The 25,236-nt window shown below is 66.8% G+C and carries 26 protein-coding genes and 1 pseudogene; 14 read left to right on the forward strand and 13 right to left on the reverse strand.

What is annotated here, in order from left to right; translation table 11 throughout:
- Window positions 1-7 precede the first annotated feature (7 nt).
- Window positions 8-901 carry an L-threonate dehydrogenase gene (ltnD, locus tag ABNX08_RS07735; protein ID WP_349604583.1) on the reverse strand — a complete coding sequence of 298 codons (894 nt, stop codon included), beginning with the start codon at window positions 899-901 and terminating at the stop codon, window positions 8-10.
- 52 nt (window positions 902-953) lie between these two features.
- Complete coding sequence (locus ABNX08_RS07740) at window positions 954-1,706, reverse strand: FadR/GntR family transcriptional regulator (RefSeq protein ID WP_041681008.1); 753 nt, start codon at window positions 1,704-1,706, stop codon at window positions 954-956.
- Window positions 1,707-1,906: 200 nt separating this feature from the next.
- Here ABNX08_RS07740 and ABNX08_RS07745 point away from each other — a divergent pair, with 200 nt between their 5' ends.
- The gene (locus ABNX08_RS07745; RefSeq protein WP_022534611.1) at window positions 1,907-2,335 is read left to right on the forward strand and encodes a GNAT family N-acetyltransferase; all 429 of its coding nucleotides are present in this window, start codon (window positions 1,907-1,909) and stop codon (window positions 2,333-2,335) included.
- Between the two features lie 15 nt (window positions 2,336-2,350).
- Here the strand turns inward: ABNX08_RS07745 and ABNX08_RS07750 are convergent, their stop codons facing one another.
- The 3 genes from ABNX08_RS07750 to ABNX08_RS07760 form a co-directional block, all read right to left on the reverse strand.
- The gene (locus ABNX08_RS07750) at window positions 2,351-3,178 is read right to left on the reverse strand and encodes an NRDE family protein (protein WP_349604580.1); all 828 of its coding nucleotides are present in this window, start codon (window positions 3,176-3,178) and stop codon (window positions 2,351-2,353) included.
- Window positions 3,179-3,254: 76 nt separating this feature from the next.
- Window positions 3,255-3,545, reverse strand: coding sequence for a DUF4936 family protein (locus tag ABNX08_RS07755; RefSeq protein WP_022534613.1), 291 nt, complete (start codon window positions 3,543-3,545; stop codon window positions 3,255-3,257).
- A gap of 16 nt (window positions 3,546-3,561) precedes the next feature.
- Window positions 3,562-4,590, reverse strand: a complete 1,029-nt coding sequence (locus ABNX08_RS07760) for a folate-binding protein YgfZ (RefSeq protein WP_022534614.1) — start codon at window positions 4,588-4,590, stop codon at window positions 3,562-3,564.
- Between the two features lie 222 nt (window positions 4,591-4,812).
- Between ABNX08_RS07760 and mltG the strand changes: the two genes are divergently transcribed.
- The 8 genes from mltG to ABNX08_RS07800 all read left to right on the forward strand — a co-directional run bounded on the left by mltG (window position 4,813) and on the right by ABNX08_RS07800 (window position 10,598).
- A complete protein-coding gene (gene mltG, locus ABNX08_RS07765; protein WP_022534615.1) occupies window positions 4,813-5,808 on the forward strand; it encodes an endolytic transglycosylase MltG in 996 nt (331 codons plus the stop codon).
- Window positions 5,809-5,815: 7 nt separating this feature from the next.
- Window positions 5,816-6,427, forward strand: a complete 612-nt coding sequence (gene tmk / locus ABNX08_RS07770; RefSeq protein WP_022534616.1) for a dTMP kinase — start codon at window positions 5,816-5,818, stop codon at window positions 6,425-6,427.
- Between the two features lie 117 nt (window positions 6,428-6,544).
- Window positions 6,545-7,582: a DNA polymerase III subunit delta' gene (locus tag ABNX08_RS07775; protein WP_022534617.1), complete on the forward strand. Its 1,038-nt coding sequence runs from the start codon at window positions 6,545-6,547 to the stop codon at window positions 7,580-7,582.
- A gap of 66 nt (window positions 7,583-7,648) precedes the next feature.
- The gene (locus ABNX08_RS07780; RefSeq protein ID WP_022534618.1) at window positions 7,649-8,041 is read left to right on the forward strand and encodes a PilZ domain-containing protein; all 393 of its coding nucleotides are present in this window, start codon (window positions 7,649-7,651) and stop codon (window positions 8,039-8,041) included.
- A gap of 37 nt (window positions 8,042-8,078) precedes the next feature.
- The gene (locus ABNX08_RS07785; RefSeq protein ID WP_022534619.1) at window positions 8,079-8,603 is read left to right on the forward strand and encodes a GNAT family N-acetyltransferase; all 525 of its coding nucleotides are present in this window, start codon (window positions 8,079-8,081) and stop codon (window positions 8,601-8,603) included.
- Between the two features lie 35 nt (window positions 8,604-8,638).
- Window positions 8,639-9,433 (forward strand): TatD family hydrolase, encoded by a 795-nt coding sequence (locus ABNX08_RS07790; RefSeq protein WP_022534620.1) that lies wholly within the window; start codon window positions 8,639-8,641, stop codon window positions 9,431-9,433.
- On the forward strand, window positions 9,426-10,193 hold the full coding sequence (locus ABNX08_RS07795; RefSeq protein WP_374063653.1) for an ankyrin repeat domain-containing protein: 768 nt from the start codon (window positions 9,426-9,428) through the stop codon (window positions 10,191-10,193). Before ABNX08_RS07790 ends, ABNX08_RS07795 begins: the two co-directional genes overlap by 8 nt.
- 15 nt (window positions 10,194-10,208) lie before the next feature.
- On the forward strand, window positions 10,209-10,598 hold the full coding sequence (locus ABNX08_RS07800) for a YkvA family protein (protein WP_349604573.1): 390 nt from the start codon (window positions 10,209-10,211) through the stop codon (window positions 10,596-10,598).
- Here the strand turns inward: ABNX08_RS07800 and egtB are convergent.
- Both egtB and ABNX08_RS07810 read right to left on the reverse strand, forming a co-directional pair.
- Window positions 10,595-11,884 (reverse strand): ergothioneine biosynthesis protein EgtB, encoded by a 1,290-nt coding sequence (gene egtB, locus ABNX08_RS07805; RefSeq protein WP_022534623.1) that lies wholly within the window; start codon window positions 11,882-11,884, stop codon window positions 10,595-10,597. The two genes, ABNX08_RS07800 and egtB, sit on opposite strands and share 4 nt — an antisense overlap.
- A gap of 184 nt (window positions 11,885-12,068) precedes the next feature.
- Window positions 12,069-12,689, reverse strand: a complete 621-nt coding sequence (locus ABNX08_RS07810) for an FMN-dependent NADH-azoreductase (RefSeq protein ID WP_022534624.1) — start codon at window positions 12,687-12,689, stop codon at window positions 12,069-12,071.
- Between the two features lie 171 nt (window positions 12,690-12,860).
- Between ABNX08_RS07810 and ABNX08_RS07815 the strand changes: the two genes are divergently transcribed.
- From ABNX08_RS07815 to ABNX08_RS07825, 3 genes are all read left to right on the forward strand, one after another.
- Window positions 12,861-13,808, forward strand: coding sequence for a LysR family transcriptional regulator (locus ABNX08_RS07815; protein WP_022534625.1), 948 nt, complete (start codon window positions 12,861-12,863; stop codon window positions 13,806-13,808).
- Window positions 13,809-14,031: 223 nt separating this feature from the next.
- A complete protein-coding gene (locus ABNX08_RS07820; protein ID WP_022534626.1) occupies window positions 14,032-14,451 on the forward strand; it encodes a DoxX family protein in 420 nt (139 codons plus the stop codon).
- Window positions 14,452-14,575: 124 nt separating this feature from the next.
- A complete protein-coding gene (locus tag ABNX08_RS07825) occupies window positions 14,576-15,145 on the forward strand; it encodes a DUF4136 domain-containing protein (protein WP_022534627.1) in 570 nt (189 codons plus the stop codon).
- Between the two features lie 18 nt (window positions 15,146-15,163).
- Here ABNX08_RS07825 and ABNX08_RS07830 read toward each other — a convergent pair.
- Window positions 15,164-15,457 (reverse strand): annotated as a pseudogene (locus ABNX08_RS07830) (EAL domain-containing protein); the annotation flags it as partial.
- A 190-nt stretch (window positions 15,458-15,647) separates the two neighbouring features.
- Between ABNX08_RS07830 and ABNX08_RS07835 the strand changes: the two are divergent.
- Entirely contained in the window at window positions 15,648-19,190 is a 3,543-nt protein-coding gene (locus ABNX08_RS07835) for a DNA translocase FtsK 4TM domain-containing protein (protein ID WP_349604714.1), read from the forward strand.
- A gap of 32 nt (window positions 19,191-19,222) precedes the next feature.
- Window positions 19,223-19,564, forward strand: a complete 342-nt coding sequence (locus ABNX08_RS07840) for a cupin domain-containing protein (RefSeq protein ID WP_022534630.1) — start codon at window positions 19,223-19,225, stop codon at window positions 19,562-19,564.
- Window positions 19,565-19,576: 12 nt separating this feature from the next.
- Here ABNX08_RS07840 and ABNX08_RS07845 read toward each other — a convergent pair whose 3' ends face one another.
- From ABNX08_RS07845 to ABNX08_RS07865, 5 genes are all read right to left on the reverse strand, one after another.
- Window positions 19,577-19,888 (reverse strand): Zn-ribbon domain-containing OB-fold protein, encoded by a 312-nt coding sequence (locus ABNX08_RS07845; protein ID WP_022534631.1) that lies wholly within the window; start codon window positions 19,886-19,888, stop codon window positions 19,577-19,579.
- Complete coding sequence (locus ABNX08_RS07850; protein WP_349604712.1) at window positions 19,885-21,048, reverse strand: thiolase family protein; 1,164 nt, start codon at window positions 21,046-21,048, stop codon at window positions 19,885-19,887. The genes ABNX08_RS07845 and ABNX08_RS07850 overlap by 4 nt, the downstream gene beginning before the upstream one ends.
- A 79-nt stretch (window positions 21,049-21,127) precedes the next feature.
- On the reverse strand, window positions 21,128-22,750 hold the full coding sequence (locus ABNX08_RS07855; RefSeq protein ID WP_349604711.1) for an ATP-dependent acyl-CoA ligase: 1,623 nt from the start codon (window positions 22,748-22,750) through the stop codon (window positions 21,128-21,130).
- Window positions 22,751-22,809: 59 nt separating this feature from the next.
- On the reverse strand, window positions 22,810-23,928 hold the full coding sequence (locus tag ABNX08_RS07860; protein WP_051369710.1) for a porin: 1,119 nt from the start codon (window positions 23,926-23,928) through the stop codon (window positions 22,810-22,812).
- Window positions 23,929-24,265: 337 nt separating this feature from the next.
- On the reverse strand, window positions 24,266-25,225 hold the full coding sequence (locus tag ABNX08_RS07865; RefSeq protein WP_349604566.1) for a tripartite tricarboxylate transporter substrate binding protein: 960 nt from the start codon (window positions 25,223-25,225) through the stop codon (window positions 24,266-24,268).
- Between the last annotated feature and the right edge of the window lie 11 nt (window positions 25,226-25,236).

Here is a 25,236-nt window from a genome sequence, read left to right on the forward strand (position 1 = left end):
TCCCCTCTTACCCGGCCTTGCCCGGCAGTTCGATGCCCGGGAAGATCTTGATCACGGCCGAATCGTCCTCGCCGCCGTGGCCGGCGGTGGAAGCCATCATGAACATCTGGTGCGCGGCCGCCGACAGCGGCAGCGGGAATTTGCTGTTGCGCGCGGTGTCGAGCACCATGCCCAGGTCCTTGACGAAGATGTCGACCGCGGACAGCGGCGTGTAGTCGCCCTTCAGGATATGGGGCACGCGGTTCTCGAACATCCACGAGTTGCCTGCGCTGTGCGTGATCACGTCATAGAGCGCATCCGGGTCCACGCCTTCGCGCAGGCCCAGCGCCATGGCCTCGGCGGCCGCGGCGATATGCACGCCGGCCAGCAGCTGGTTGATGATCTTGACCTTGGAGCCCGCGCCATGCGCGGCGCCCAGGCGGTACACCTTGCCGGCGATGGCGGCCAGCACGTCCTCGGCCAGCGAGTAGGCCTCGGCCGGGCCGGAGGTCATCATGGTCATTTCGCCGCTGGCGGCGCGGGCGGCGCCGCCGGAGACCGGCGCGTCCAGCATCAGCAGGCCTTGTTCGGCGAGGCGGCGGCCCAGCGTCTCGGCAAAGCCCGGCGGCACCGTGGCGCTGGCGATCACCAACGTGCCAGGCTTCATCGCGGCGGCGGCACCGTTGGCGCCGAACAGCACGGCCTCGGTCTGCTGCGCGTTGACCACCAGCGTCAGCACCACCTCGCAGCGGCTGCCCAGTTCGGCGGGCGAGGCGCACGGCACGCCGCCCGCATCGGCGAAGCGCTGCAGCACTTCGGGCCGCAGGTCGCAGGCATGCACGTTAAAGCCGGCACGCAGCAACGACTGCGCGACACCGTAGCCCATGGCACCAAGGCCGATGACGCCGATATTCCTGGACATAGGGGGACTCCTGAATCAGATACGGGAAATGCGTTGGATGGTGTTGGCCGCGTCAGTTGGACGCGCCGCGGGCGCCGGCTTCATCGCCGGCCTCGCCGTTTTCATCGGCGCCCAGCTGGGCCAGCCGGCGCGCGGCGTTGAACATATGGTTCTGCGCGGCATTGCGCGCGGCCAGCGGATCGCCGGCGCGGATCGCCGCGACGATGGCCTGGTGTTCTTCGCGCACCTGGCGCGAGAAGTCGGCGCGGCGCGCCTCGTTGGTGCGGGTCACGCGCGTGGCGGCTTCCAGGTACTGGCTGAGGAATTCCAGCGTTTTCAGGAAGTAGGGGTTGCCGGTGGCCCCCGCGATGGCGCGGTGGAAGGCCACGTCAGCGGCCACGCCGTCGCCGCCTTGCTCGACTTCCTCGTCGAGGCGCGCCAGCGCGGCGTCGATGGCCGCCATCGACGCATCGGTGCGGCGCATGGCGGCCTGCGCGGCCACCTCGGCCTCGATCGCGCGGCGCAGCTCGACGATCTGCAGCACCGATTCCAGCGTGCCGGTATCGGTATAGTCGATGCGCAGCGGCCGGATGCCGGCCTGCAGCGTGACGAATACGCCGCTGCCCTGGCGCGACTCGACCACGCCTTCATACTTGAGCCGGGAGATCGCCTCGCGCACCACGGTGCGGCTGACCCCGAATTCCTCCGACAGCACCGCCTCGGTCGGCAGCTTGTCGCCGCGGGCAAAGGCGCCGCCCTGGATCTTGTCCAGCAATTGTTCGGCGACGTTGTCGGTCAGGGCGCGGGCAGGGACTTTCTGGAACACGGAAGTCTCCGGGTCATTGGGTAATAAGGTCATCATACAAATTTGCTAAGAGGATGCCTCCCCGGGCAAACCCTAGTCTGGTGCGCGAAATGCCGTCTTTGATCCACTTTGGTGCGATATGCGCGACCCGCAGCACTGGCGTATCATTGGCGCCCGCCCGGATTCGGGCGCTGCCATTCAACCAGCCTGATTGCACCGCCATGCCAGTCACCGTCCTGATCTGCCCCTGGTCCGAAGCCCGCGAACGCGCGCGCGCCATCCGCTACACCGTTTTCGTCGAGGAGCAGGGCGTGCCGGTGGAGCTGGAATGGGATGAATGGGACGAGCCGAGCTGGCATGCGCTGGCGCTGGCCGAGGACGGCACGCCGGTCGCCACCGGGCGGCTGCTGCCCGACGGCCATATCGGCCGCATGGCCGTGCTGGCAAGCGCGCGCGGCACCGGCGTCGGTGCGCTGGTCTTGAAAGCGCTGATGGAGCAGGCGGAGCAGCTCGGCTATCCGGAACTGGTGCTCAACGCCCAGACCCACGCCGCGCCGTTCTATGCGCGCGTGGGCTTTGCGCAGGTCGGGGAGGAATTCGAAGAGGCCGGCATCCCGCATATCGAGATGCGCAAGCGGCTGGCGGACTGAGGTCCGCCCAGGCAATCAGCGCGGCGCCTGCACGATGCCGGTGTCGCGCGACAGGTTCAGCGTGCCGTGGTAAGTGACGTCGCCCGCGCGCCCGCCGGCGTCGAAGCTGCGCTCGCTCAGGTCGAAGCGGCCGTCGTGGCGCACGCGCAGCACCGTGCTGGCACGCGTGCCATACATCGGCGAGCGGATAAACGCGGACGACAGCAGCTTTTCCCATTCCGGCGCAACGCCCGTCGACGGCAGCTCGAAATCCGCCGCCTGCCGTTCGTCGGCCAGCATCTTCAGATAAGGCTCGGCGCTGGCATTGGCCTGGCCGCTGTCGGCCGCCAGTACCTCGGCCAGCGCGCCCACGCGGCTGCGCACCTTGGGCCAGGGCGTGTCGAGCAAGGCATTGGACAGGCCGTACAGGCCCGGGCGCAGCCGTTGCGGTTGGCGCGAGGCCGAGCGATTGCTGTACCACCAGAGTTCGCGCAGGTCGCTGGCCAGCAGGTTGAAGCCGTTATAGCAGCCGTCTTCGCCGGCCAGCCCGTCGAGGTAGTCGAACGGGGCCTCATGGCCGCGCAGGAAGCCGGCCACCAGCTCGCCGCGCGAACGGGCATCGGTGCGTTTCTCGGACGGGGCGCGGTAGTTGGTCAGCGCGGCAAAGCGGCCGTCGGCATTGACGCCCATCCAGGTGCCGGGCTCGCCGATGACTTCCGCCAGGTCGCGCCCGGCCAGCACGTGCGGCGCTTCCTGCCACCAGTGCGCGGCCGCCGCGGGGCGGGCATAGAATTCATCGCGGTTGCCGGCGACGACCAGGGCATAGTCCGGGTGGGATTGCCAGGCAACCAGGATCAGACACATCGCTTTGCTTCCTTTACCGCCGGGGCGCTGCTGCGCAATATCCCGGCGTACTTCGCATCATCGGCAGCCCGGACGCCTACAGCACGTCCAGGTCGATAAAGTGTTCGGCCCGCCGCTCGCCGTCCACCCACTGGTCCAGCCCGCTCTGGCGCCACAGGCCTTCCAGCGTGGCATCGAAGGCGGGCGGCACGTCGGCGTAGCACTCCATCCAGGTCTGCACGCCGGCGCGGGTTTCGGGCCTGCGCATCAGCGTACCACCAATTCCGGTAGCCTCGGCAACCGTCTCCATCCAGCGGTGCCAGTGCGGCAACGCCTCGGTGGCGACGGCCTCGGGCACGTGAAAATAGACGTACAGATGGTCACTCATGGCAGGTCCTGTCGGTTCAGCCGGCGGCCTGGGCGGCTTCGCCGAGCGGTACTTCGTAAGGCAAGACGGCGGTCGCCAGCGCGGCGCCTTCGGCACTGCCCAGGCGCAGCGCCGACGTTGCGGCACCGACGGCCGCGTCGATCTTCAGCTCGGCCAGTCCGGCCCAGCCGCCTTGCGGCGCGGGCGCGGCGTTGACGATCATGCCGCACGGCTGGCCCGGGTCTTCCGGCCTGAAAATCTCGGCCGCGGGTGCCGGCACCTCGCCTTCGCCCTGCACCAGCCACATGCGGCGCTTGAGCGTGCCGCGGTACTGGCTGCGTGCCACCACCTCCTGGCCGGGATAGCAGCCCTTGCGGAAATTGACGCCGCCCACCAGCTCGTAGTTGATCATTTGCGGCACGAACTGCTCCTGCGTGGCCGCGACGATGCGGGGCAGGCCGGACTGCACTTCGAGCCAGTCCCAGAACGACGACGGGGCGCTTTGCAGCGTGGCCGTCAGCGCGGCGCGCACGGCCTCGGCCTTGTCGGCCGGCAGCACGATTTGCCAGCGCGGCTGGCCGGCGGCATCGGGCAGGCGGATCACGGACGTACCGTCGGCGCTAACTGCAGAGAAGGCCGCATCCGGCACAGGCAGGCCAGCGGCTTCCAGCGCCTTGGCGGCGCCGGTCCCGGCAACCCCGAGGATCGCGCTGGCCGGGGTGATATCGCTAAGCTTGGCCTTGGAGCGCAGCACGAACATCGACAGGCGCTTCTGCACCGCCGGCTGGATATCGGCCGACAGCTGCAGCACGATGCCTTCGGCATCACGCCACATCAGGAATGTGGCGAGCAGGCGACCCTTGGGCGAGCAGTAGCCGGCCAGGCGTGCGGCGCCCGGCTTCAGGTCTTCGACCGCATTGGTCAGCTGGGTATGCAGGAAGCTGGCGGCATCGTCGCCGGCTACGCGGATCAACCCGAGCCCGGCGGGGGCGCAGACGATTCCGCCTGCCTGCAGGGCATCATGGCTGGCGGCGAGTTCCGGGGCTTGGGCATTCATCACTGGCATTGCGTGGCAATCGTCGAGGCAAAACGGGAGAGGGAAGGCACCGGTCGTGCAGGCTTCACGGCGTATTCGGCGCGGCGCCGGAGCCGCTGCACAGGGTCGGTGCGAGGCTGCCGGTTATTATATGGGGCTATGAGATTTTCGGCCGGCGCCAGCAGTACGTGACGTTAAGCGGCGGTGCGCAAGCCCACCGATGCCCGGTCAGCCGCCCCCAACTCCTGATACATGAAACGTTTCTTCCTTCGCCTGGGATTTGCCGTGCTGGTGTTTGCGCTGGCAGCCGTCGGCGCGTTCGCGTGGTGGGCCAATCAGCCGCTAACCCTTAAAAACTCGCCGGTGGAAGTGGTGATCAAGCCCAATTCCAGTGTCGCCAGCGTCGGCCGGCAGATCCAGCGCGGCGGCGTCGGCATGGACCCGCGGCTGTTCATGCTGCTGGTGCGCCTGACCGGGCACGGCCCGGACCTGAAGGCCGGCGGCTATGAATTCGAGACCGGCGCCACGCCGCTGTCGATCATCGGCAAGCTGGCGCGCGGCGAGGTCACGCACTATGTGGTCACCGTGATCGAGGGGTGGGAATTCCGCAAGATGCGGGCTGCCGTTGACGCCAACCCGGCACTGCGGCACGACACCCAGGGCATGTCCGAGGCGGAGCTGATGAAGGCGATCGGTGCGGCCGAGGCCTCGCCCGAGGGACTGTTCTTCCCAGACACCTACCTGTTCGCGCGCGGCAGCAGCGATATCGAACTGTACAAGCACGCCTACCGCGCCATGCAGCGCCGCCTGAACGAAGCCTGGAACGCGCGCGCGCCCGACCTGCCCTACAAGACCCCGTATGAGGCGCTGGTGATGGCATCGATCGTCGAGAAGGAAACCGGCCAGGCCGCCGAGCGCCCGATGATCGCCGCCGTATTTCTCAACCGGCTGCGCAAGAACATGATGCTGCAGACCGACCCGACCGTGATCTACGGCCTGGGCGAGCGCTTCGACGGCGACCTGCGCAAGCGCGACCTGCAGACCGACACCCCGTACAATACATACACCCGCACCGGCCTGCCGCCCACGCCGATCGCACTGCCGGGGCTGGCCTCGCTGGCGGCGGCCACCGCGCCGGCGCCGTCCGACGCGCTGTACTTCGTCGCCCGCGGCGACGGCAGCAGCCATTTCTCCAACTCGCTTCCCGAACACAACCGCGCGGTCGACAAGTACCAGCGCGGCAAATAGGCATTCCATGCGCGGAAAATTCATCACTTTCGAAGGCATCGACGGCGCCGGCAAGAGCACCCATATCGACTGGGTCGCCGGCCGCCTGCGCGCGCGCAGCGGCGTCCCCGGCGTGGTCACCACCCGCGAGCCGGGCGGCACGCCGCTGGGCGAGGACCTGCGCCAGATCCTGCTGCACCGCAAGATGCACCTGGAAACCGAGGCGCTGCTGATGTTCGCCGCCCGGCGCGAGCACATCGCCGAGGTCATCGCGCCCGCGCTGGAGCGGGGCGACTGGGTGATCTCCGACCGCTTCACCGACGCCACCTTCGCGTACCAGGGCGGGGGCAGGGGCTTGTCGACGCAGCGGCTCGAAGTGCTGGAGGACTGGGTGCAGGACGGCCTGCAGCCGGACCTGACGCTGCTGTTCGACGTGCCGCTGGAAACCGCCAGCGAACGGCTTGCCGGTGCGCGCTCGCCGGACAAGTTCGAGGCCGAATCCCGCGCTTTCTTCCAGCGCACCCGCGACGAGTACCTGCGCCGGGCCGCGCAGTCGCCGCAGCGCTTCCGCGTGATAGACGCCACCCGCAGCATTGAAGAGATTCGCGAAGAACTCGAAGCTATCATTGCAACGCTTTGATTTTGTGCCGATATACGTGGGCCGTGATATCTCCGCGATCCGCACTGATGCGAAATCCGCAACACGGCTCGTATCTCAGGTAAAGCCTTAAATTTTGCTTCTAACCCACTGATTCGCATGCTCTATCCCTGGCAGAAGGAAGACTGGCAACGGCTCGGCGCGCTGCGCGAACGGTTGCCGCATGCCTTGCTGATCCATGGCCAGCAAGGCATCGGCAAGCGCGACCTGGCGCTGCATTTCGCGCAGGGTCTGCTGTGCGAGGCGCCGCTGCCCGATGGCCAGCCCTGCGCCCAGTGCGCCGCCTGCCACTGGTTCAGCCAGGGCAACCACCCGGATTTCACCGTGGTGCGGCCCGAGGCGCTGGACGCGTCGGCCGAGCCCGAGACCGACGAGGGCGGCAAGAAGAAGGCGCCCAGCAAGATCATCCGCATGGAGCAGGTGCGCGCGCTGATCGAGGCCGTGGGCGTGGGCACGCACCGCGCCGGGCTGCGCGTGGTGGTGGTGTACCCGCTCGATGCGCTGCAGGCCGAGGGCGCCAACGCGCTGCTCAAGACGCTGGAAGAGCCGCCGTCGTCTACTGTGTTCCTGCTGGTGACCGACCGGCTCGACCGCATCCTGCCGACCATCCTGTCGCGCTGCCGCCAGTTCTCGGCCCAGCGCCCGACGCCGGAGGCCGCGCTGGCCTGGCTGCGCGGGCAGGGCGTGGCGGATGCCGAAGCCCAACTGGCCCAGGCCGGCGGCTCGCCGCTGACCGCGCTGCACGCGGCCGAGGCCGAGGAGCAGCCGCTGCAGCGCTGGCTGGTCGGCCAGCTGGGCGCGGGCGCGGCCTTTGACGCCTCCGCTGCGGCCGAGCAACTGCAGAAGCTGCCGGTGCCCGCCGTGCTTGGCATCCTGCAGCGCTGGACGTACGATCTGCTGAAGCTGCGCCTGGATGGCGGCGAGGGCACCGCGCCGCCGTCTTTGCCACATTCCTTGCCGCGTTATTTCCCCAAGGAGCGTGCCGCGCTGGCGCGCTGCGCCGGGGCCACCGACGCGCACCGACTTCAGGCCTATGCGACGCGGCTGACCGCGCATCGACGCAGCGAAAACCATCCGCTGGCGGCACGCCTGGTGATGGAGGCGGTATTCCTGGAGTACCGCCAGCTGTTCCGGTAGCGCAGCAAGGTTTCAGAACAAAGCCATAACAATAAGCAGCACCGATAGTCATTCAGGGGGTCAACCATGAACACAGCAGTTGCCGGCGCATCGCCGGAAGCGCCTACCGGCAGCGGGGCGGCCTCGCGCCCCAATGTCCTGTCCCTATCGATCAAGGACCAGGCCGGGCTGTATGCGGCCTACATGCCGTTCCTGGCGCGCGGCGGCATCTTCGTCCCGTCAAACCGGCCGTTCCGGCTGGGCGAGCAGGTGTTCCTGGTACTGTCGCTGCTGGACCGGCCGCAGAAATACCAGATCGCGGGCCATGTGGCCTGGATCACCCCGGCGGGCACGCCGATGAAGACCCCCGGCGTCGGCGTGCATTTCCCCGACGACGACAACGGGCGCAACCTGCGCCGCGCGGTGGAGGAGATTCTGGGCAAGACGCTGGAGTCCGGGCGCCCCACGCAAACCTTATGAACGTTGCGAAGTTGTTGTCGCAACCTATTGATTTTCAATGAATTCATCGGAATTTTCCCTGCGTATTGCCGAGCCCCGCGACCTGCCGGGCATCGTCGCCATCTATAACAGCACCGTGCCGTCGCGCATGGTCACCGCCGATACCGAGCCGGTCACCGTGGCCTCGCGCCAGGCCTGGTTCGACGCGCACCAGCCCGGGCGCCGGCCGCTATGGGTTTGCGAGGACGCCGACGGCCAGATGGCCGGCTGGATGAGCTTCTCTGACTTCTACGGCCGCCCGGCCTATGGCGGCACCGCCGAGGTGTCGATCTACCTGGACACGCAGCGCCGCGGGCAGGGGCTGGGCCGCTACCTGCTGCAGCAGGCCATCGACCATGCGCCCCAGGTCGGCGTGAACACGCTGCTCGGCTTTATCTTCGGCCACAATGCGCCCAGCCTCGGGCTGTTTGAGGCGATGGGCTTCACGCGCTGGGGCGACCTGCCGCGCGTGGCCGTGCTCGACGGCGTCGAGCGCGACCTGATCATCCTCGGTCGTCGCGTGGCCGGCGCCCGGCAGGCCTGAACCGGGCCTGCGCGCCCCCGCATAAGAGATTTCCCATGTTTGTTGATTCCCACTGCCATATCGATTTCCCCGAGCTGGCTGCGCGGCTGCCGGAGCTGCTGGAGAACATGCGCGCCAACCAGGTCACGCATGCGCTGTGCATTTCCGTCACGCTGGAAGACTTCCCGCGCGTGCTGGCGCTGGCCGAGCAGCATCCCAACCTGTACGCGTCGGTCGGTGTCCACCCGGACTACGAGGAAGGCGAGGACCCGACGCTCGAGCGCCTGGTAGAACTGTCCGCCCACCCGCGCGTGGTCGGCACCGGCGAAACCGGGCTGGACTACTACCGCCTGAACGGGCGCAGCATCGCCGAAATGGAATGGCAGCGAGAGCGCTTCCGCACCCATATCCGCGCGGCGAAGCAGACCGGCAAGCCGCTGATCATCCATACCCGCTCATCGGCCGACGACACGCTGCGCCTGATGCGCGAAGAGAACGCGCGCGAAGCCGGTGGCGTGATGCACTGCTTTACCGAGACCTGGGACGTCGCCCGCCAGGCGCTGGACGAGGGCTTTCATATCTCGTTCTCCGGCATCGTCACCTTCAAGAGCGCGGCCGACCTGCAGGAAACCGCGCGCAAGGTGCCGCTGGAGCGCATGCTGATCGAGACCGATTCGCCCTACCTGGCGCCGGTGCCGTACCGCGGCAAGACCAACGAACCGGCCTGGGTGCGCCATGTGGGCGAGTTTATCGCTCAGCTGCGCGGGGTGCCGGTGGAGCAGGTAGCCGAGCAGACTACCGAAAACTTTTTCAATCTATTCAGGCATATCGACAGGAATTCTCATGTTTGACATGAAGTTTGTCCGCCGTGCCGCCGGCGCCGTGGTGCTGGCCGCGGCCACGCTGGCGCAGGCCGCGCCCGCCGACGACATGCGCAAGGCCGTCGAGTTCGACGACGCCAACACCGTAAAGAAGCTGCTCGCCAAAGGCGTCGATCCCAACCTGGTGGACAGCCGCGGCAACCCGGCGCTGGTGCTGGCGCTGCGCGAGAAATCGCTGAAGGTGGCCACGGTGCTGATCCGCGCCAAGGACATCGACTTCGACAAGGCCAACCCGGCCGGCGAGACGCCGCTGATGATGGCGGCGATGCAGGGCCAGCTTGACATGGTCAAGCTGATGGTCGACGAGATGGAGGCCGAGATCAACAAGACCGGCTGGACGCCACTGCACTACGCGGCCACCAACGGCCACAACAACGTGGTCAAGTACCTGGTCGAACATGCCGCCTATATCGATGCCGAAAGCCCCAACGGCACCACGCCGCTGATGATGGCTGCGCGCGCCGGCCATATCGAGACCGTCAAGCTGCTGCTGGACGAGGGCGCCGACATGCGCCTGAAGAACCAGCAGGGCATGACCGTGATCGACTTTGCCGAGCGCTACAACCAGGCGGAGATCGCCAAGGGTCTGAAGGACCGCTGGCAGAAGCTGTATCCGCAGACGCCGATCGTGGCGGCGCCGCCGCTGAAGGCGCCCACCGGCGAGCCGGGTGGGCAGCGGCCCGCGGCCCAGCAACCCGCGGCGCAGCAGCCCAAGACCAAGGGCTGGTAAGCGCGGAGCGCGGCGATGGCCGTCGGCGCACGCCTGCGCCAGTGGGCGCGCCGGCTCAAGGCGAACCTGCTGACGCTGTGGTTCTGCAGCCGCCACCCCGGCACGCCGTGGGGCGCGCGACTGCTGGCCGCGCTGGTTGCGGCCTATGCCTTCAGCCCGATCGACCTGATCCCGGACTTCATCCCGGTGCTGGGCTATATCGATGACGTGCTGCTGGTGCCGCTGGGCATCTGGCTGACGCTGCGGATGATTCCGCCTGCGGTGAAGGATGAATGCCGTGGCCGGGCCGAGGCGTGGCAGGCCACGCAGGCAAAACGGCCGCGCAATCGCGCGGCCGCCGTGCTCATCGTGCTGGTGTGGGTAGTGCTGGCGTGGCTGGCGTGGCGCTGGCTGGCGCGGGCCTAGACATCGTCCGCCAGCCGCACCCCGGTGAACTGCCAGCGCTGGTGCGGATAGAAGAAGTTGCGGTACGTCGCCCGGATATGCGATTCCGGCGTGACGCACGACCCGCCTCGCAGCACCATCTGGCCGCTCATGAACTTGCCGTTGTACTCGCCCACCGCGCCGGCCCTCGGGCGGAAGCCCGGATATGGCAGGAACGCGCTGCCGGTCCATTCCCACACATCGCCGAACATCTGGCGCAGCACGCCCGAGGTGTTCTGCCGGTCCGGCAGCGGCCGCAGCGCGCGCCCCTCGACGAAATTCCCCGTCGCCGGCAGGCTGCGCGCCGCGTGCTCCCATTCCGCCTCGGTCGGCAGCCGGCGTTCGGCCCAGCGCGCAAAAGCCTCTGCCTCGTAGAAGCTGACATGCGTCACCGGGCTGTCCGGGTCGACCGGATGCATGCCGCGCAGCGTCATCTGCCACCACGTGCCCTCGCGCGCCTCCCAGTAGAGCGGGGCCTGAATGCCTTGCTCGCATACCCAGCGCCAGCCGTCCGACAGCCACAGGCCCGCGGTCTGGTAGCCGCCGTCCTCGATAAACTCGAACCATTGCCGGTTGCTGACCGGATGCGAACACAGCAGGAACGGCTGCAGGTAGACCTTGTGGCGCGGCCCTTCGCAGTCAAAGGCAAAGTCCTCGCCGCCATGGCCGATCTCGACCACGCCGCCGTCAAAGCCGATCCAGTCGGGCGCGGGCCGCGGGTCGGCGATCACCGGCGCGGTCAGCTCCGGCGCGAGGGCGGGGCGCAGCGGATTCTGCGCGAACAGGTGCAGGATGTCGGTCAGCAGCAGCTCCTGGTGCTGCTGTTCGTGCTGGAGGCCGAGCGTGATCAGCGCGGCTTCGTCGTCGGTCTGGGCCTTGCCCAGCAGCGACATCATCGATTCGTCCACACCCTCGCGGTAGGCCAGCACCTCGTCCAGCGAGGGGCGGCTGAGCAGCCCGCGCTGCGGGCGCGGGTGGCGCTGGCCGACGGCCTCGTAGTAGGAGTTGAACAGGTAGCGGTAGTCCGGGTCCACCGGCTCGTAATCGGGGATGCGCGCGGCCAGCACGAATTCCTCGAAGAACCAGGTGGTGTGCGCGAGATGCCATTTTGCCGGGCTGGCGTCGTCCATCGACTGCACGGTGGCATCGGCATCGGACAGGTCGGCCACCATGGCTTCGGTGGCGGCGCGTACATGGCGATACTGCGAAAGCAGGGCGGGTTCGTGCGGGGGATGGACGGCGGCGGCGGGCAACAGGGCTGAAGTCATGCGGGCTCCCGGAGATGGATCGGTCGATGACTGCAGGCGGCCTGCCAGCCCGGGCTTGCGCCCTGCGCCAGCGCGCCGCCCATGGCACGCGGGGCGCCGTAGCGCCCCGATCCATCATAGACCTGATCTGTCCCCGGGGCGAGCCGGCGCCGTCCTACAGCGCCTGGCTCCCACCGTCGGCGCCTCAGGCAGCCAGGCGGCTGGCGTCGTTCAGCGCCGCGATCTCGGTGCGGGCGCTGGCCAGGCCGGCTTCGCGGAACTGCGGACCCATGGCCAGGCCGTGGGCGCGCACGTAGGTGATGTCGGTGATGCCGAGGAAGCGGAACACCACGTCGACGGTCTTCTCGTGCAGGTCCAGTTCATTGGCATCCTGGCGCACGCCGCCACGCGACGACACCACGATCACGCGCTTGCCGCCGGCCAGGCCCACCGGGCCGTTCTCGGTGTACGTGAAGGTGCGGCCGGCCTGCGCAATGCGGTCGATCCAGGCCTTGAGCTGGCTCGGGATGCTGAAGTTGTACTGCGGCACGCCCACCACCAGCACGTCGGCGGCCAGGAACTCGGCCAGCCATTGCTCGGTGCGCTGCAGCTCGGCTTCCTGCACGGCGTTCAGGCCGTCCTTGGGGCCGCCCAGCACGGGCAGCAGGTTGCCCGACAGGTGGGCCGGCGCGTCCGTGTCCAGGTCGCGCACGGTCACGGTGGCGCCCGGGTTGGCGGCGACCAGGTCGGCCACCACGCTGGCGGTCAGGGTGCGCGAAACGGAGTTGTCGCCGAGGACGCTGGAATCGATCTGCAGGATGTTCATGTCTTTCTCCACAAGGTGCGGTTGCGATGGAAGAAAGATACTGGCTGCCCATTGGTATCGGTAGTGAGGCAAAATGCAAAGGATTGTTCTACCGATGCAACGCCAATCTGGCGGCTATTCCGGCCATTCTCCTGCCAGATAAGCCCTGCGCGGTGATCCTGGAGCCTTTCCATGCAAGACCTCAACGACCTGTCCCTGTTCGCCCAGGTGGTCGAACACGGCAGCTTTTCCGCCGCCAGCCGCGCCACCGGCGTGCCCAAGTCGCGGCTGAGCCGGCGCATTGCCCAGCTCGAGCGCGACCTGGGTGTGCAGTTGTTGCGCCGGACCACACGCCAGGTGCGCGTAACGCCGCTCGGCGAGTCCTTCTACGAACGCTGCCGCGCCATGCTCAAGGAGGCCGAGGCCGCCCGCGAAGTCATCGAGCAGGCGCGCGAGCAGCCCGGCGGCGACCTGCGGGTGAGCTGCCCGGTTGGCGTCGCCCAGAACCTGCTGGCGCCGGCCATCGGCCTGTTCATGCGCGCCAACCCGGCGGTGCGGATCGAACTGGAAGCCACCAACCGGCGCGTGGACGTGATCGGCGAGGGCTTCGACCTGGCGCTGCGTGTGCGCGACGTGATGGAAGACTCCAGCCTGGTGGTGCGCACCTTCGGCGAAAGCCAGGTGATGCTGGTGGCGAGCCCCGCGCTGCTCGACAGCATCGGCCGGCCGCGCACCGCCCAGGCGCTGGATGGCATGCCGGGCGTGGGTCAGAAGCCGCACGACGGCAAGCATGTCTGGACGCTGCGCAGCAAGACCGGCGAATCGGTCCAGATCGCCTACGACCCGCGCCTGATTACCGATGAATTTGCGCTGCTGCGCGAGGCGGCCATCGCCGGCGTCGGCGTCGCGATGCTGCCGCGCATGTATTGCCGCGAGGCGCTGGAGAACGGCGAGCTGGAGCTGGTGCTGCCGCAGTACGAGATGCCGGTCGGCACGCTGCACGCGGTGTTCCCGTCGCGCAAGGGCGTGACGCCGGCCACCCGGCGCTTCCTCGATTTTCTCGGCGAGGTCCTGCCCGAGTGTGTGCAAAAGGTCGGCATGCATGAGCCACGGCAGCCGGCGATGCACCGGGTGGTGTAGCGCGGCGCACAGCGTGGCTGGCAACGTTGAGGCTGGCAAGTGGTGGGTCCGCCGCATCCTGGTGAAGCCATCGTTCATCCTTGCGGCTTTACCTTCACGCCGGCTCGCACTAAGGTACATGGGGCGGACCCTGCGCGTGAGGGTAAAGGCGCATGGCTGTGGCCGGCACCGGCCCGGCTTGTCCGCCCTGGATTTCGGCATTTAACTCGGCAAGGAGAATGGCATGGGTGGCTCTCAGGGTTCCCAGGACTTGGGCAAGGCGCTGCTGCGCATCGTGCTTGGCGTGCTGATCCTGTTGCACGGGATCGCCAAGCTGACTGGCGCCTCCGGCATCGGCTTCGTGGCGAAGGTGGTCGCGAACGCCGGGCTGCCGGAGTGGGTCGCCTATGGTGTCTATATTGGGGAAGTGGTGGCGCCGATCCTGCTGATCATCGGGTTGTGGAGCCGGCTGGCGGCGGTGATCGTCGCCCTCAACATGCTGTTCGCGCTGGGGCTGGTGCACAGCAAGCAGTTCGGCATGCTGTCCGATACCGGCGGCTGGGCGCTGGAACTGCAGGGCATGTACCTGGGCGCGGCGCTGGCGGTGGCCCTGCTGGGTGCCGGCCGCCTCAGCGTGGGTGGTCTCAACGGCAAGCTGAACTAGTCCGGCGGCTTGCCGGAGTCCACGGTGCCGCGGCGCGTCCCGGCGCCGCTGGCGATGGCGGACTGAAGAAGACGGACTGCAAGGGCTGCGCCCACGCGCGGGTGCGGCCTCACGGAGGTGTATCGTGAAATCCTTCCGGCTGTTGTGCCCTGCGGTGGCCGTGGCGGCACTGACCCTGGCAGGCTGTGCCAGCGTGCCCGACATCAAGACCGACTACAGCCGCACCACCAACTTCAGCGCGTACCGCAGCTTCGGCTTTGTCGACAATCCCGGCACCGACCGGCAGGGCTACGAAAGCCTGACCACCCAGTACCTGAAGTCCGCCGTGCGTCGTGAGATGGACGCGCGCGGCTACCGCTACGCACCGCAGTCGCCCGACCTGCTGGTCAACTTCAACACGCAACTGCAGGAGAAGGTGCAGGTCAGCCCGTCACCGGCGCCGATGATGGGGTACTACGGCTACCGCGGCGGTCTGTACGCGCCCTGGCCGGGCTACGGCTTCTACAACGACGTCTACACCTACACCGAAGGCACGCTCAATATCGACCTGGTCGACCGCAGGGAAAAGAAGCTGGTGTGGGAAGGCGTGGCAGTGGGCAGCGTCGATGCGCGCGACCAGGCCAACGCGCAGCAGCGTATCGACAAGGTGGTGGCGCAGATCTTCGCCAAGTACCCGTTCCGCGCCGGGCAGTAGCGACGGGCTTGCTACCGGCTAGGCCGGCGGCACCGCGCGGTCGATGGCATCGGCGACGAAGGCATCCACCGGCTTGGGCGCCGACCACAGGTAGCCCTGGCCAAGGGCGCAGCGCAGCGCCACCAGCGCGCTGCGCTGCGCGTCGGTCTCGACGCCTTCGGCCACGCATTCGAGCCCCAGGTCCAGGGCCATGCCGATCATGCTGCGGCAGATGGCGGCGCGCGGCCCGGGGCGGTCGATTTCGGCGGCGAAGGAGCGGTCCAGTTTCAGTTGTGTGAAGGGCAGGTCCGCCAGCAGCTTGAGCGTCGGGATGCGGGATTTGCCGCATGGTAGCGCCGCACGGCGGAGAGAACCATCAACTGGCGCAGAGTTTGCCATGCTGCCCCGTGGAAAACGCGCAGCAGATGCACGGCGTTACGAATATTTGCGCTTTCCGACCCAATGGCGCCCTGCCATAACCGCTACAATCGCTGCCCGTAGTTTTGAACATGGCATGTCGATAATGGGTTTTGGCTGGTTCGGATTCTCGACCTTCTGGGTAGTGCCGCTGATCTGGCGGCTGGTCTCGCGTTGGCTTGCCGGCGAGCGCCGGCTCGCGGGGCCGGGCTCGCTGCGCGTGTGGCTTGGCACGCTGGCGGTGCTGTGCGCCAGCGCCAGCCTGGAAGCGCTCACCGGCGGCGCCGATCCGGAATCGAGCGCCGGGGGCTCGGCCGGCCGCGCGCTGGCCGGCCTGATGGGCAACCTGTTCGGCTGGACCGGTGCGCTGCTGCTGATGCTGGGCGTGCTGGCGCTGGCCGCGCCGATGGTGTTCGGCGAGACCTGGCGCAATCTGTTCTCGCGCAAGCCGCGCCGCGCGCCGGCTGCCGATGCCGCGCCGGACGAAGCGCCGGCCGTGTTCGCCGCCACGCAACCGCTGCGCGAGACCGAGCGCCGGGATGCCACCGTAGTCGGCAATGCCGGCTGGGCTGCTCCGACCCCGCGCCACCGCAGCTTCGAAGCCGTGTCCGCACGCCGCCAGCCTGCCTGGCAGCCGCCGCGCCGCACGCGCGAATCCCCGCCGCAGCCGGGCGAGATCTGGCTGCACCATGCCGATTCTCCCGGGGCGGTGAAGCCGGCGCGCGCGTCGTCGCCGGTGCCGCCTGTGCAGCCCGCGCCGGCACCGGCACCGCGCCCCGCGCCGCCGGCGGCGCGCAAGCCTGTCAATACCGCCACGCCGGCACCCGCGGCGGCGTCGCGGCCGGCGCAAGCGCTGCGCGCGACTGTCGTCAGCAGCCCGTTCCGCCAGCCGCGGCCGCTGGATCGTGCGGCGATCACGACGCTGCCGGAGGCTGCCGGCAAGACGGCTACGGCGACCGTTGCAGCGGCTGCCGTAGCGGCACCGGCTGCGGGGGCATCCGCCGCGCCTGCGCCGGTTGCGGCCACCGTGGCTGCGACCGAGCCGGTGGCCGCCCCGGCACCGTCTGTTGCTATTAATGAAGCCGAGGCGCCGATGGCGGCCGAGGCGAGTGCCATCGCAGCGCCGGCCCAGCCCGGTTCCGCAGTGGGCGCGGTGGACGCTGCGGCTGAAGCGGACGATGCGCCGGACGCCATCGCCGACGAGGCCGATGAAGTCACGCTGGCCGCCATCCGCCAGGAAGCGCTGGACCTGCTGGCCGAACTGCAGGCCTTGTCGCGCAAGTCGGCAGTGCTCCAGCCTGTTCCGATGCCGGAAGCTGCGATCGAGCCGGAGACAATCGCCGCCACCACGGAGACGGCTGCCGATATTCCCGCCGATCCGGAACTTGCCGCGCCCGACAGCATCGCTCCGCAAGCGCAAGCGCAAGCGCAAGCGCAAGCGCAAGCGCAAGCGCAAGCGCAAGCGGAAGCGGAAGCGGAAGCGGAAGCCGAAGCCGAAGCCGAAGCCGAAGCCGAAGCCGAAGCCGAAGCCGAAGCCGAAGCCGAAGCCGAAGCGGAAGCCGAAGCCGACGCGGAAGCCGAAGCCGAAGCGGAAGCTGACGTCCAGCTGGAGGCGGTCCAGGCCGACTCAGCCACCATTGCGGACGACCTCGCCGAAGCCCTCGAGGCCGAGCTTGAAATCACCGGTGCCGAGGCCGTTGCGCAAGCGGTGGCCACCACGGCGATGGCGGAGGAGGGGAGTGCGCCGGAGCCCTTCGAGGAGCCGGCAGCGTCCGACAGCGACACCGAAGCGCTGATGGATGCCAACGGACTGGTCGAAGAGGACGCCGATATCGTCGCGGAAACCACGGCGCCTGTCGAAGCTGCTGAATCCGTCGAAGCCGTCGAAACAGTGGAAGCTGCCGAAGTAACCTCGGAAGCCGTGGAAGCCGTGGAAGCCGTGGAAGCCGTGGAAGCCGTCGAAACGGTCGAAACGGTCGAAACGGTCGAAACGGTCGAAGACACCGAACCCCCGGCCAACCTCCCGCCGCCGGTTCCGGCAGCCAAGCCCCGTATCGTGCTGCCCGCCGTGGTCGGCCGCACCGTGCCGCTGGCCACCGCCCAGCCCACCGCAGTTCCCGCGTCGGCCCCGGTTCCACCGGTACCGCCAGCACCGCGCCCGGTCGTCGACTACCGCCTACCGCCCTTCGACCTGCTCGAAAGCGAGGTCGACAGCGCCGAGCAGGTCTCGGAAGAACGCCTGCGCGAAACCGGCGAACTGATCGCCCAGCGGCTGGCCGAGTTCAAGGTGCCCGTCGCCGTGGTCGGCGCCGGCGCCGGCCCGGTCATCACGCGCTTCGAGGTCGAACCCGCCATGGGCGTGCGCGGCGCGCAGGTGGTCGGGCTGATGAAGGACCTGGCACGCGCGCTGGGCGTGACCTCGATCCGCGTGGTCGAGACCATTCCCGGCAAGACCTGCATGGGGTTGGAGCTGCCTAATGCGCGCCGGCAGATGATCCGCCTGTCCGAGATCGTCAACGCCGCCTCGTTCCAGGCGCACCATTCGCGGCTGGTGCTGGCGATGGGCAAGGACATCACTGGCAACCCGGTCGTCACTGACCTGGCGCGCGCACCGCACCTGCTGGTTGCCGGCACCACCGGTTCGGGCAAGTCGGTGGCGGTCAATGCCATGATCCTGTCGATGCTGTACAAGGCCACGCCGGAAGACGTGCGCATGATCATGATCGACCCCAAGATGCTCGAGCTGTCGGTCTACGAAGGCATTCCCCACCTGCTGGCGCCGGTGGTCACCGACATGAAGCAGGCCGCGCACGCGCTCAACTGGTGCGTCGGCGAGATGGAGAAGCGCTACAAGCTGATGTCCGCGCTGGGCGTGCGCAACCTCGCCGGCTACAACCAGAAGATCCGCGCCGCCGAGTCCGCGGAGCAGAAGGTGCCCAACCCGTTCTCGCTGACCCCGGACGCACCCGAGCCGCTGTCGCGTCTGCCGATGATCGTGGTGGTGATCGACGAGCTGGCCGACCTGATGATGGTCGCCGGCAAGAAAATCGAAGAACTGATCGCGCGCCTGGCACAGAAGGCGCGCGCCGCCGGCATCCACCTGATCCTGGCCACGCAGCGCCCGTCGGTGGACGTGATCACCGGCCTGATCAAGGCCAATATCCCGACGCGGGTGGCGTTCCAGGTTTCGTCCAAGATCGATTCGCGCACCATCCTCGACCAGATGGGCGCGGAGAGTTTGCTCGGCCAGGGCGACATGCTGTTCCTGCCGCCGGGCACCGGCTACCCGCAGCGCGTGCATGGCGCCTTTGTCGCCGACGACGAAGTGCACCGCGTGGTCGAGCACTGGAAGCAGTTCGGCGAGCCGGATTACGATGAAGCCATCCTCGCCGGCGACCCGGCCGAGGCCAGCGGCGCCGACCTGTTCGGCGACGGCGGCGGCGATGGCGAGGCCGACCCGCTCTACGACGAGGCCGCCAGCTTTGTGCTGACCAGCCGCCGCGCCTCGATCTCGGCGGTGCAGCGCCAGCTGCGCATCGGCTACAACCGTGCGGCGCGGCTGATCGAACAGATGGAAGTCGCGGGGCTGGTGTCGCCGATGGGCCGCAACGGCGCGCGCGATGTGCTGGCGCCGGGGCCGGGCGACTGAGGTCCCCGCGCCACGACCTTCGGGAGGCACGGATGAAGCCTGAGCATGGAAACCTGCTGGCAGATGTGCCGGCGAATGCGGCAGAGGAGATTTTCCAGCCGCTGCTGGCGCGCCCCGGCCTGAAGATCGAGCGCATCGTCTCCAACGGCCAGAGCAGCCCTGAGGGGTTTTGGTACGACAGTGCGGACGATGAGTGGGTGCTGCTGGTCAGCGGCAGCGCCGCGCTGGAACTGGAAGGCCAGCCAGGGCTGCATATGATGCAGCCTGGCGACTGGCTGCACTTGCCCGCGCATTGCCGGCATCGCGTGGCGTGGACCGATGCGACGGGGCCGACGGTTTGGCTGGCGGTGCATCACGGGGGCGTCGACAGCTAGCCATGCTGTGCGTCAATGCGCTGATCCGGCATGTCCGAGAACGCGCATCGCGTCGTCCAATTCCAGCCGGACCATGGCGCCCGCACGCATGGCTTCATCGAGACGGGCAATCACCACCGGCCCGGCCGTCGACCTGACCGTGGCCAAGTGCACGTCTTCACCGCACTGCGCGCCGACGCGATGGCGCACAACCGTTGTTTCCTCGATCGTGCCCCCTTCCGCGACCTGCTCTTCCCAGTCCGACGCGCCGCAGTGCGGGCAGAAATAGCGCGCGGGAAATAGCACCGCGTCGCATTGCCGGCAATGAAAAACGATAAGGTTCATCTTGCTTCCACCCGCTCGAGTACCACAGCGTTCGCGCACATGCCGTAGCGATATTCGACCATGCCATAGCCGCTCACGGCGGCAAGGCGCGCGCCAGCCACCTGCCGTGCGCCGGCTTGCGCGCGCAACTGGGTAAGCGCTTCGACCAATCCATGCATGCCCCCGGCGGCGCCCGCCTGGCCGGCGGACAACTGGCCACCAGACGTATTCACCGGCAAATCATGCGAGGCGATGCGTGCAATCAGGCCACGCAGATCCCCGTCTGGCGCAAAGCCGAGATCGGCCAATTGCACCAGCGCCATGACCGGGTAATCGTCATACACCGACACCAGATCCATGTCCTGCGGACCGGCGCCGGCCTGCCGCCACAGATCGTCCGCCAGCGCGACCAGCCCGGTCTGTAGCCCGTCACCGGTCTGATGATCGAGGTTATAGCGGCATTGCAGCGCCCGCACGCGTACGGCAATGCCCGCGCGGCGCGCCAGATCGGCTCGGGCCACGACCACCGCATTCGCGCCGCAGACCACGGGCACGCAATCGAAACGGCCCAGCGGATCCGCAATCATGGGTGCGGAAAGGTATTCGTCGAGCGTCAGCGGCGTGCGATATACCGCGCCTGGATTTCGCGCCGCCCAGGCGCGCTGCGCCACGCACAAGGTGCCGTAGTCGTGCCTCGTCAGTCCGTGACGACGCGCATGCCGTTGGGTCAGCATGGCGAACACGCTATTCGGCCCCCCGTGTTCGAGAGGCCTCAGATACGTCCTGGTCGTCAGGTTGTAGTGCTCGATCAGTTGCTTGAAGCGGGCCGGCGTAAAGCGATCGCCGCTCAGCAGTACGATCACCGATGCGTCGCCGCACTGTATCGCTCGCACGGCGTGCTGCAACAGATTGATGGCGCTGGCGCCACCATGGCAGTCGTCCATGGACCAGCGGGGACTGAGGCCAAGCCGCCAGGCCATATCGATCGCATGATCGGGAGCCAGTGTGAATGAGGCCACGCCGAGCCCGTCAACCTCGCTCGAGGTGAATCCTGACTGGACGAGCGCGGCACTGAACGCCTGCGCCAGCAGGTCTGCGGTGCTCTCCTCCGCTGCCTGGCGGCGGTATGGCACCTCCACGCCGGCGGCCAGCACCACGTTGTCATAATCGCTAATCGTCATTCGATGAGTTTGTTGCGTCGCTGACTGGTCCGGGCGTCCATAGCGCTCATAAGATTCGAGCGCACACCACCCACTGAATTCATGAGCGCTTGAGCCGGTATCCTGAAGCATCCAGGTCCCAGGTCTGTTCGGTTACGCCGCGCTCACGCAATTTGTACTTCTGAATCTTGCCGTTTTCGGTTTTTGGCAGGTCAGGCGTGAATTCCAGATACCTCGGCACCGCAAAATAGGGTAACCGCGGTTCACAGAACTGGATCAACGCCATCGGATCGAGCTGCGCATCACGGCGCAGTACGACCATCGCCATCACCTCATCTTCCGCCAGCGCGGAGCGCACCGCGAATACCGCGGCAGTCTCGACCGCGGGATGGCTGAGAATGACCTGCTCCACCTCGTACGACGAAATGTTCTCGCCGCGGCGACGAATGGCGTCTTTTTGCCGGTCCACGAATCGGAAGTAGCCATCCGCTTCGCGCACCACGCGGTCGCCCGTGTGAAACCAAAGGTTGCGCCACGCGTCTACCGTCTTTTCCGGCATGCCGAAATATCCGGTGGCGAACGCGAACGGTTGCTCGGCGCGCAGAATCAGTTCGCCCGGCTCGCCGTGCGGTACCTGCTGGTCATTGTCGTTCACCACGCGCGCCTCGAACCCGGCGACCACCTGGCCCATATAGCCCGGGCGTTGCTGCTGAATGCCGCCGCCAATCGCGAAATTGGTTTCGGTAGATCCATAGCCATCCAGTAGACGAATGCCGGAGCGTGCCGTGAAGTCTTCCTGAAATTTCCCTGGCACGCCGGGCGCCAGCGCAATGCGTACGGTATGGGCGCGCTCGGCCGCCGCAATCGGGCGCCCCAGCAGAATCGGAACCATGGCGCCGAGCACGAAAGTCACCGTTGCCCGCGTTTCTACCAGGCTATCGAAGAAACGGCTGGCGGAAAACCGACGGTCCGCCACCAGCGTGGCGTCATGGATCAATGCCTGATAGAAGCTGTTCAGCGCATTGGTATGGAACAGCGGCAGGCAGGTGTAAAGGACATCCCCTGCCGTCACACCGAGATGATGCCCCGTATAGTGGGCCCACCAATAGAACTGGGCGTGCGGGCAAATCACGCCCTTCGACAGCCCGGAAGTGCCCGAGGTGTACAGGATGGCCAGTGGGTCGCCATCCGTCAACGCAGCAGGAGGGACCGCGGTGCCGAGCGGCGGCATTGGTATGGGTTCCCACTGCGACGGCAGCGGAGCATCGGCCGACACCTCGCCAATCAACCAGATCCGTTCGAGCGCGAGACCAGGGGCGTCCAGCGCCGTGACTGCGCCGACCAGATGGGATTCCGCTACCAGCAGGCGCGCACCGGAATTCCGCAGAATGTGTTCGAGTTGCAGACCCCGTGAGGCGGTGTTGACAGGCACCACGACCGCGCCCAGCCAGGCACAGCCGAGCACGACCTCCATGAATTCGACGCGGTTGGAACATAACAAAGCCACGCGGTCGCCGCGCGTGATCCCCTGGTCGGCAAGACTGCCCGCCCGCCGCGCTGCAATCGTACAGGCGTCGTTGCCCGTCCACTGCGTCGTGCGATCCGAGAAGAGGGGCGCGTCGCCGTTACGCGCCGCCCGTGCGGCCAGCAGGGCAGGCAACGTGTACCCGGTCGCACCATCAGGTATGGAATCGAGTGAAACATCTGTAGATTGAATCTGCATTCTCATCTGCGCGAACTCTATCGATTTTTGATAACTTTGATTGGAAACCTGGCGCAGCATCAGAAGCGCATGCGGATACCCGTGGCAACGATGCTGACATCATCGCCGGGCTGACTCAAGGCAACCCCGGCGAGCGAGCCGATTGCGTTCTTCTGGTTCAGCACATAGCCAAGGCGGGCATACAAGGCCGTGGTCTTCGACATGTTGTAGTCGTAGCCCAGCCCAATCGCGAGCGAGTCGCCACTGGCCTTGCCTGCCACGTTGCGATAGACCGCGGAGAACTTGATGACACCGGGCCCCGTTGGAACGCTGAGACCGACCATATGACTGGTCGCAATGAAGTATCCGGCGCGGTCAGGGTTCGTCATGTTGAACTCGTAAGTGGCGTTGGTACCGCCAGGGAAGGAATACATCCCGCCGGCACCCAACCACCTGTTCCTCACCGAGGACACGGTCGCGGTGGGATCCGTATTGATGATGTTATAAAACACCCCGAGGTAGAGCGGGCCACTTGCGTACTCAAGTTGAGCCCCGTGGAAGCTGGATTCGGGATAGCCTGGCGTGGTGACGCCGCGCGGCGCATGCAGATATTCGAACTGGAAGCCGCCGAGGATCGGGGTGGTGTAGGAAATGGCGTCGCTGATGCGGGAATCGCCGATGGTGGCACCCCTTCCCAGATCGGAACTCAAGCTGACCAGCGATGCAAGGGGGGAGAAGGCTCCCACGCCCAGGAACGGATCAATCGCGATCGACAGCTGGGTTGGATACTGGCGTCCCAGCTTGATTCTTCCCCACTGCCTGGAAATCAGTGAAATGTTGGCTTCGCGATTGAAAAGACTGGATTCACCCTCTGCGGTGGTAGCGCCTGCGCTCCCATTTTTCAACTTGAGCCCGCTCTCCAGGTTGAAAGCCACGGACAGTCCGTTACCCAGATGTTCAACACCAAGCAGCCCGAAGCGCGAGGTCGCGCCTGCGCCGCTCTCTGACTGCAGCAGGCGATTGCTCCCCGCACGCGAATACTGGATGCCGGCATCGGCGACACCATAGAGGCTGAGTCCGCCTGATCCCGGCATCGGATCGGGTTTCAGGATTTGGAAAGATTCTGCCGCGGATACGGCAGTTGCTAAGCAAACTGGAAATGCAGCCAGATATCTGGGTATCTGCTTGATCAAAGACACGTCTTCCTCCGGTTTTTATTATCTGAATCTTGAGCAGGCCGCGACCACATCGCGCCCGGCGTGCAGCTGTTAATCTACGAATGCCTGAGTTAGAAGTCCCACGCGGCCGGTGGCGGTGGAATGCCTCGGAGAGTCGGGAATTTGTGAAGGTGCGAGTTCGCTTCGACGACTGTCCGCAGCAATGCATTGCTGCGGATCACAGCCGGCAACAGAGTCGCATTCGTCCCGGAAACCCGGGAGCGAATGAATCTTGGCCCGCAACTGCGGAATAGGGCCTCGCTTCCGCTATTCGGGTAACCTGGATCGCATCAATATTCGAGACAGCTGATCGGTGGCCTCAGTTGCTGACAATAGACTTGTACCGCTGCGTCTCCATCTTGATCAGCTCGAGGGCGTCTTCGTCGTCACGCGCAGGAACGCCGATCGCATCGTCAAGGTGTCGACGGAACTGCGGGCTGTGTAGCGCGCTTTGCAGCGTCGACTTCAGCTTCCCGACCACGGGAGCGGGGAGGTTCTTCGGGCCGGCGAGAACAAACCAGCCCGTCACATCGTAGCCCTTCAGCAAGGGGTGCTCGGCTACCGTAGGAACGTTCGGGAATTTGGCGGACCTCTCCTTTGTGGTCACTGCGATGGGTACGACCTTACCCGCATCAATCAGAGCCTTCGCCGATGCGATTCCCATCACGCCAACCTCGAGGTTGTTTCCCGCGAGATCAGTACCCAACGGCGCGACGCCACGATATGGAACGTGGGTCATACGGGTATTGGTTCTTTGCATCAGGGACTCCATCGCATAGTGCAGCATCGAGCCGATCCCCGACGTGCCATAACTCAGCGCGCCAGGCGCGCTCCTCATGCGCTTGATGAGGTCGTCGGTCGTCCGGATACCACTTTTCGGGGAGGCCAGGATCATCGCACCCTGATGCTCCACTACGCCGATATAGGTGAAGTCCTTTGACCCGTCATACGCCTGCTGCGGATTGAACAACCTGGTCGCGACCAGCTCGTTGGTGGAACCAAGCAGCAGCGTGTAGCCGTCCGGCGCGGCGCGTGCCACCTTTTGCGCGGCAATCGCTCCGGTGGCGCCACCGATATTCTCGACAACAACAGTTGCCCCAAGCGAGGTGGAAAGGGCTTGCGCCAGCGCTCTGGCGGCAACATCGGAAGAGCCACCCGGGGGATACCCCACGACGAGCGAGATGGGCTTGGCCGGATATGCACTTTGTGCTTGCGCAATGCCACAAAATGAACAAATTCCCAGCATTGCGATGGTGTTAAGAATCGTCTTGAGCTTCATCGGCTTCTCGT

It is taken from the genome of Cupriavidus sp. DF5525 (assembly GCF_040149425.2).
GTDB lineage: Bacteria > Pseudomonadota > Gammaproteobacteria > Burkholderiales > Burkholderiaceae > Cupriavidus > Cupriavidus pickettii_A.

Coding starts and splice junctions, on each gene's coding strand:
- ABNX08_RS07775 (WP_022534617.1), top strand. CDS start 6,545: ATGCTCTATCCCTGGCAGAAGGAAGACTGGCAACGGCTCGGCGCGCTG.
- ABNX08_RS07840 (WP_022534630.1), top strand. CDS start 19,223: ATGAAGCCTGAGCATGGAAACCTGCTGGCAGATGTGCCGGCGAATGCG.
- ABNX08_RS07790 (WP_022534620.1), top strand. CDS start 8,639: ATGTTTGTTGATTCCCACTGCCATATCGATTTCCCCGAGCTGGCTGCG.
- ABNX08_RS07785 (WP_022534619.1), top strand. CDS start 8,079: ATGAATTCATCGGAATTTTCCCTGCGTATTGCCGAGCCCCGCGACCTG.
- ABNX08_RS07835 (WP_349604714.1), top strand. CDS start 15,648: ATGGGTTTTGGCTGGTTCGGATTCTCGACCTTCTGGGTAGTGCCGCTG.
- ABNX08_RS07820 (WP_022534626.1), top strand. CDS start 14,032: ATGGGTGGCTCTCAGGGTTCCCAGGACTTGGGCAAGGCGCTGCTGCGC.
- ABNX08_RS07865 (WP_349604566.1), bottom strand. CDS start 25,225: ATGAAGCTCAAGACGATTCTTAACACCATCGCAATGCTGGGAATTTGT.
- ABNX08_RS07855 (WP_349604711.1), bottom strand. CDS start 22,750: ATGCAGATTCAATCTACAGATGTTTCACTCGATTCCATACCTGATGGT.
- ABNX08_RS07845 (WP_022534631.1), bottom strand. CDS start 19,888: ATGAACCTTATCGTTTTTCATTGCCGGCAATGCGACGCGGTGCTATTT.
- ABNX08_RS07815 (WP_022534625.1), top strand. CDS start 12,861: ATGCAAGACCTCAACGACCTGTCCCTGTTCGCCCAGGTGGTCGAACAC.
- ABNX08_RS07745 (WP_022534611.1), top strand. CDS start 1,907: ATGCCAGTCACCGTCCTGATCTGCCCCTGGTCCGAAGCCCGCGAACGC.
- ltnD (WP_349604583.1), bottom strand. CDS start 901: ATGTCCAGGAATATCGGCGTCATCGGCCTTGGTGCCATGGGCTACGGT.
- egtB (WP_022534623.1), bottom strand. CDS start 11,884: ATGACTTCAGCCCTGTTGCCCGCCGCCGCCGTCCATCCCCCGCACGAA.
- ABNX08_RS07810 (WP_022534624.1), bottom strand. CDS start 12,689: ATGAACATCCTGCAGATCGATTCCAGCGTCCTCGGCGACAACTCCGTT.
- ABNX08_RS07780 (WP_022534618.1), top strand. CDS start 7,649: ATGAACACAGCAGTTGCCGGCGCATCGCCGGAAGCGCCTACCGGCAGC.
- tmk (WP_022534616.1), top strand. CDS start 5,816: ATGCGCGGAAAATTCATCACTTTCGAAGGCATCGACGGCGCCGGCAAG.
- ABNX08_RS07760 (WP_022534614.1), bottom strand. CDS start 4,590: ATGCCAGTGATGAATGCCCAAGCCCCGGAACTCGCCGCCAGCCATGAT.
- ABNX08_RS07795 (WP_374063653.1), top strand. CDS start 9,426: ATGTTTGACATGAAGTTTGTCCGCCGTGCCGCCGGCGCCGTGGTGCTG.
- mltG (WP_022534615.1), top strand. CDS start 4,813: ATGAAACGTTTCTTCCTTCGCCTGGGATTTGCCGTGCTGGTGTTTGCG.
- ABNX08_RS07850 (WP_349604712.1), bottom strand. CDS start 21,048: ATGACGATTAGCGATTATGACAACGTGGTGCTGGCCGCCGGCGTGGAG.
- ABNX08_RS07800 (WP_349604573.1), top strand. CDS start 10,209: ATGGCCGTCGGCGCACGCCTGCGCCAGTGGGCGCGCCGGCTCAAGGCG.
- ABNX08_RS07755 (WP_022534613.1), bottom strand. CDS start 3,545: ATGAGTGACCATCTGTACGTCTATTTTCACGTGCCCGAGGCCGTCGCC.
- ABNX08_RS07750 (WP_349604580.1), bottom strand. CDS start 3,178: ATGTGTCTGATCCTGGTTGCCTGGCAATCCCACCCGGACTATGCCCTG.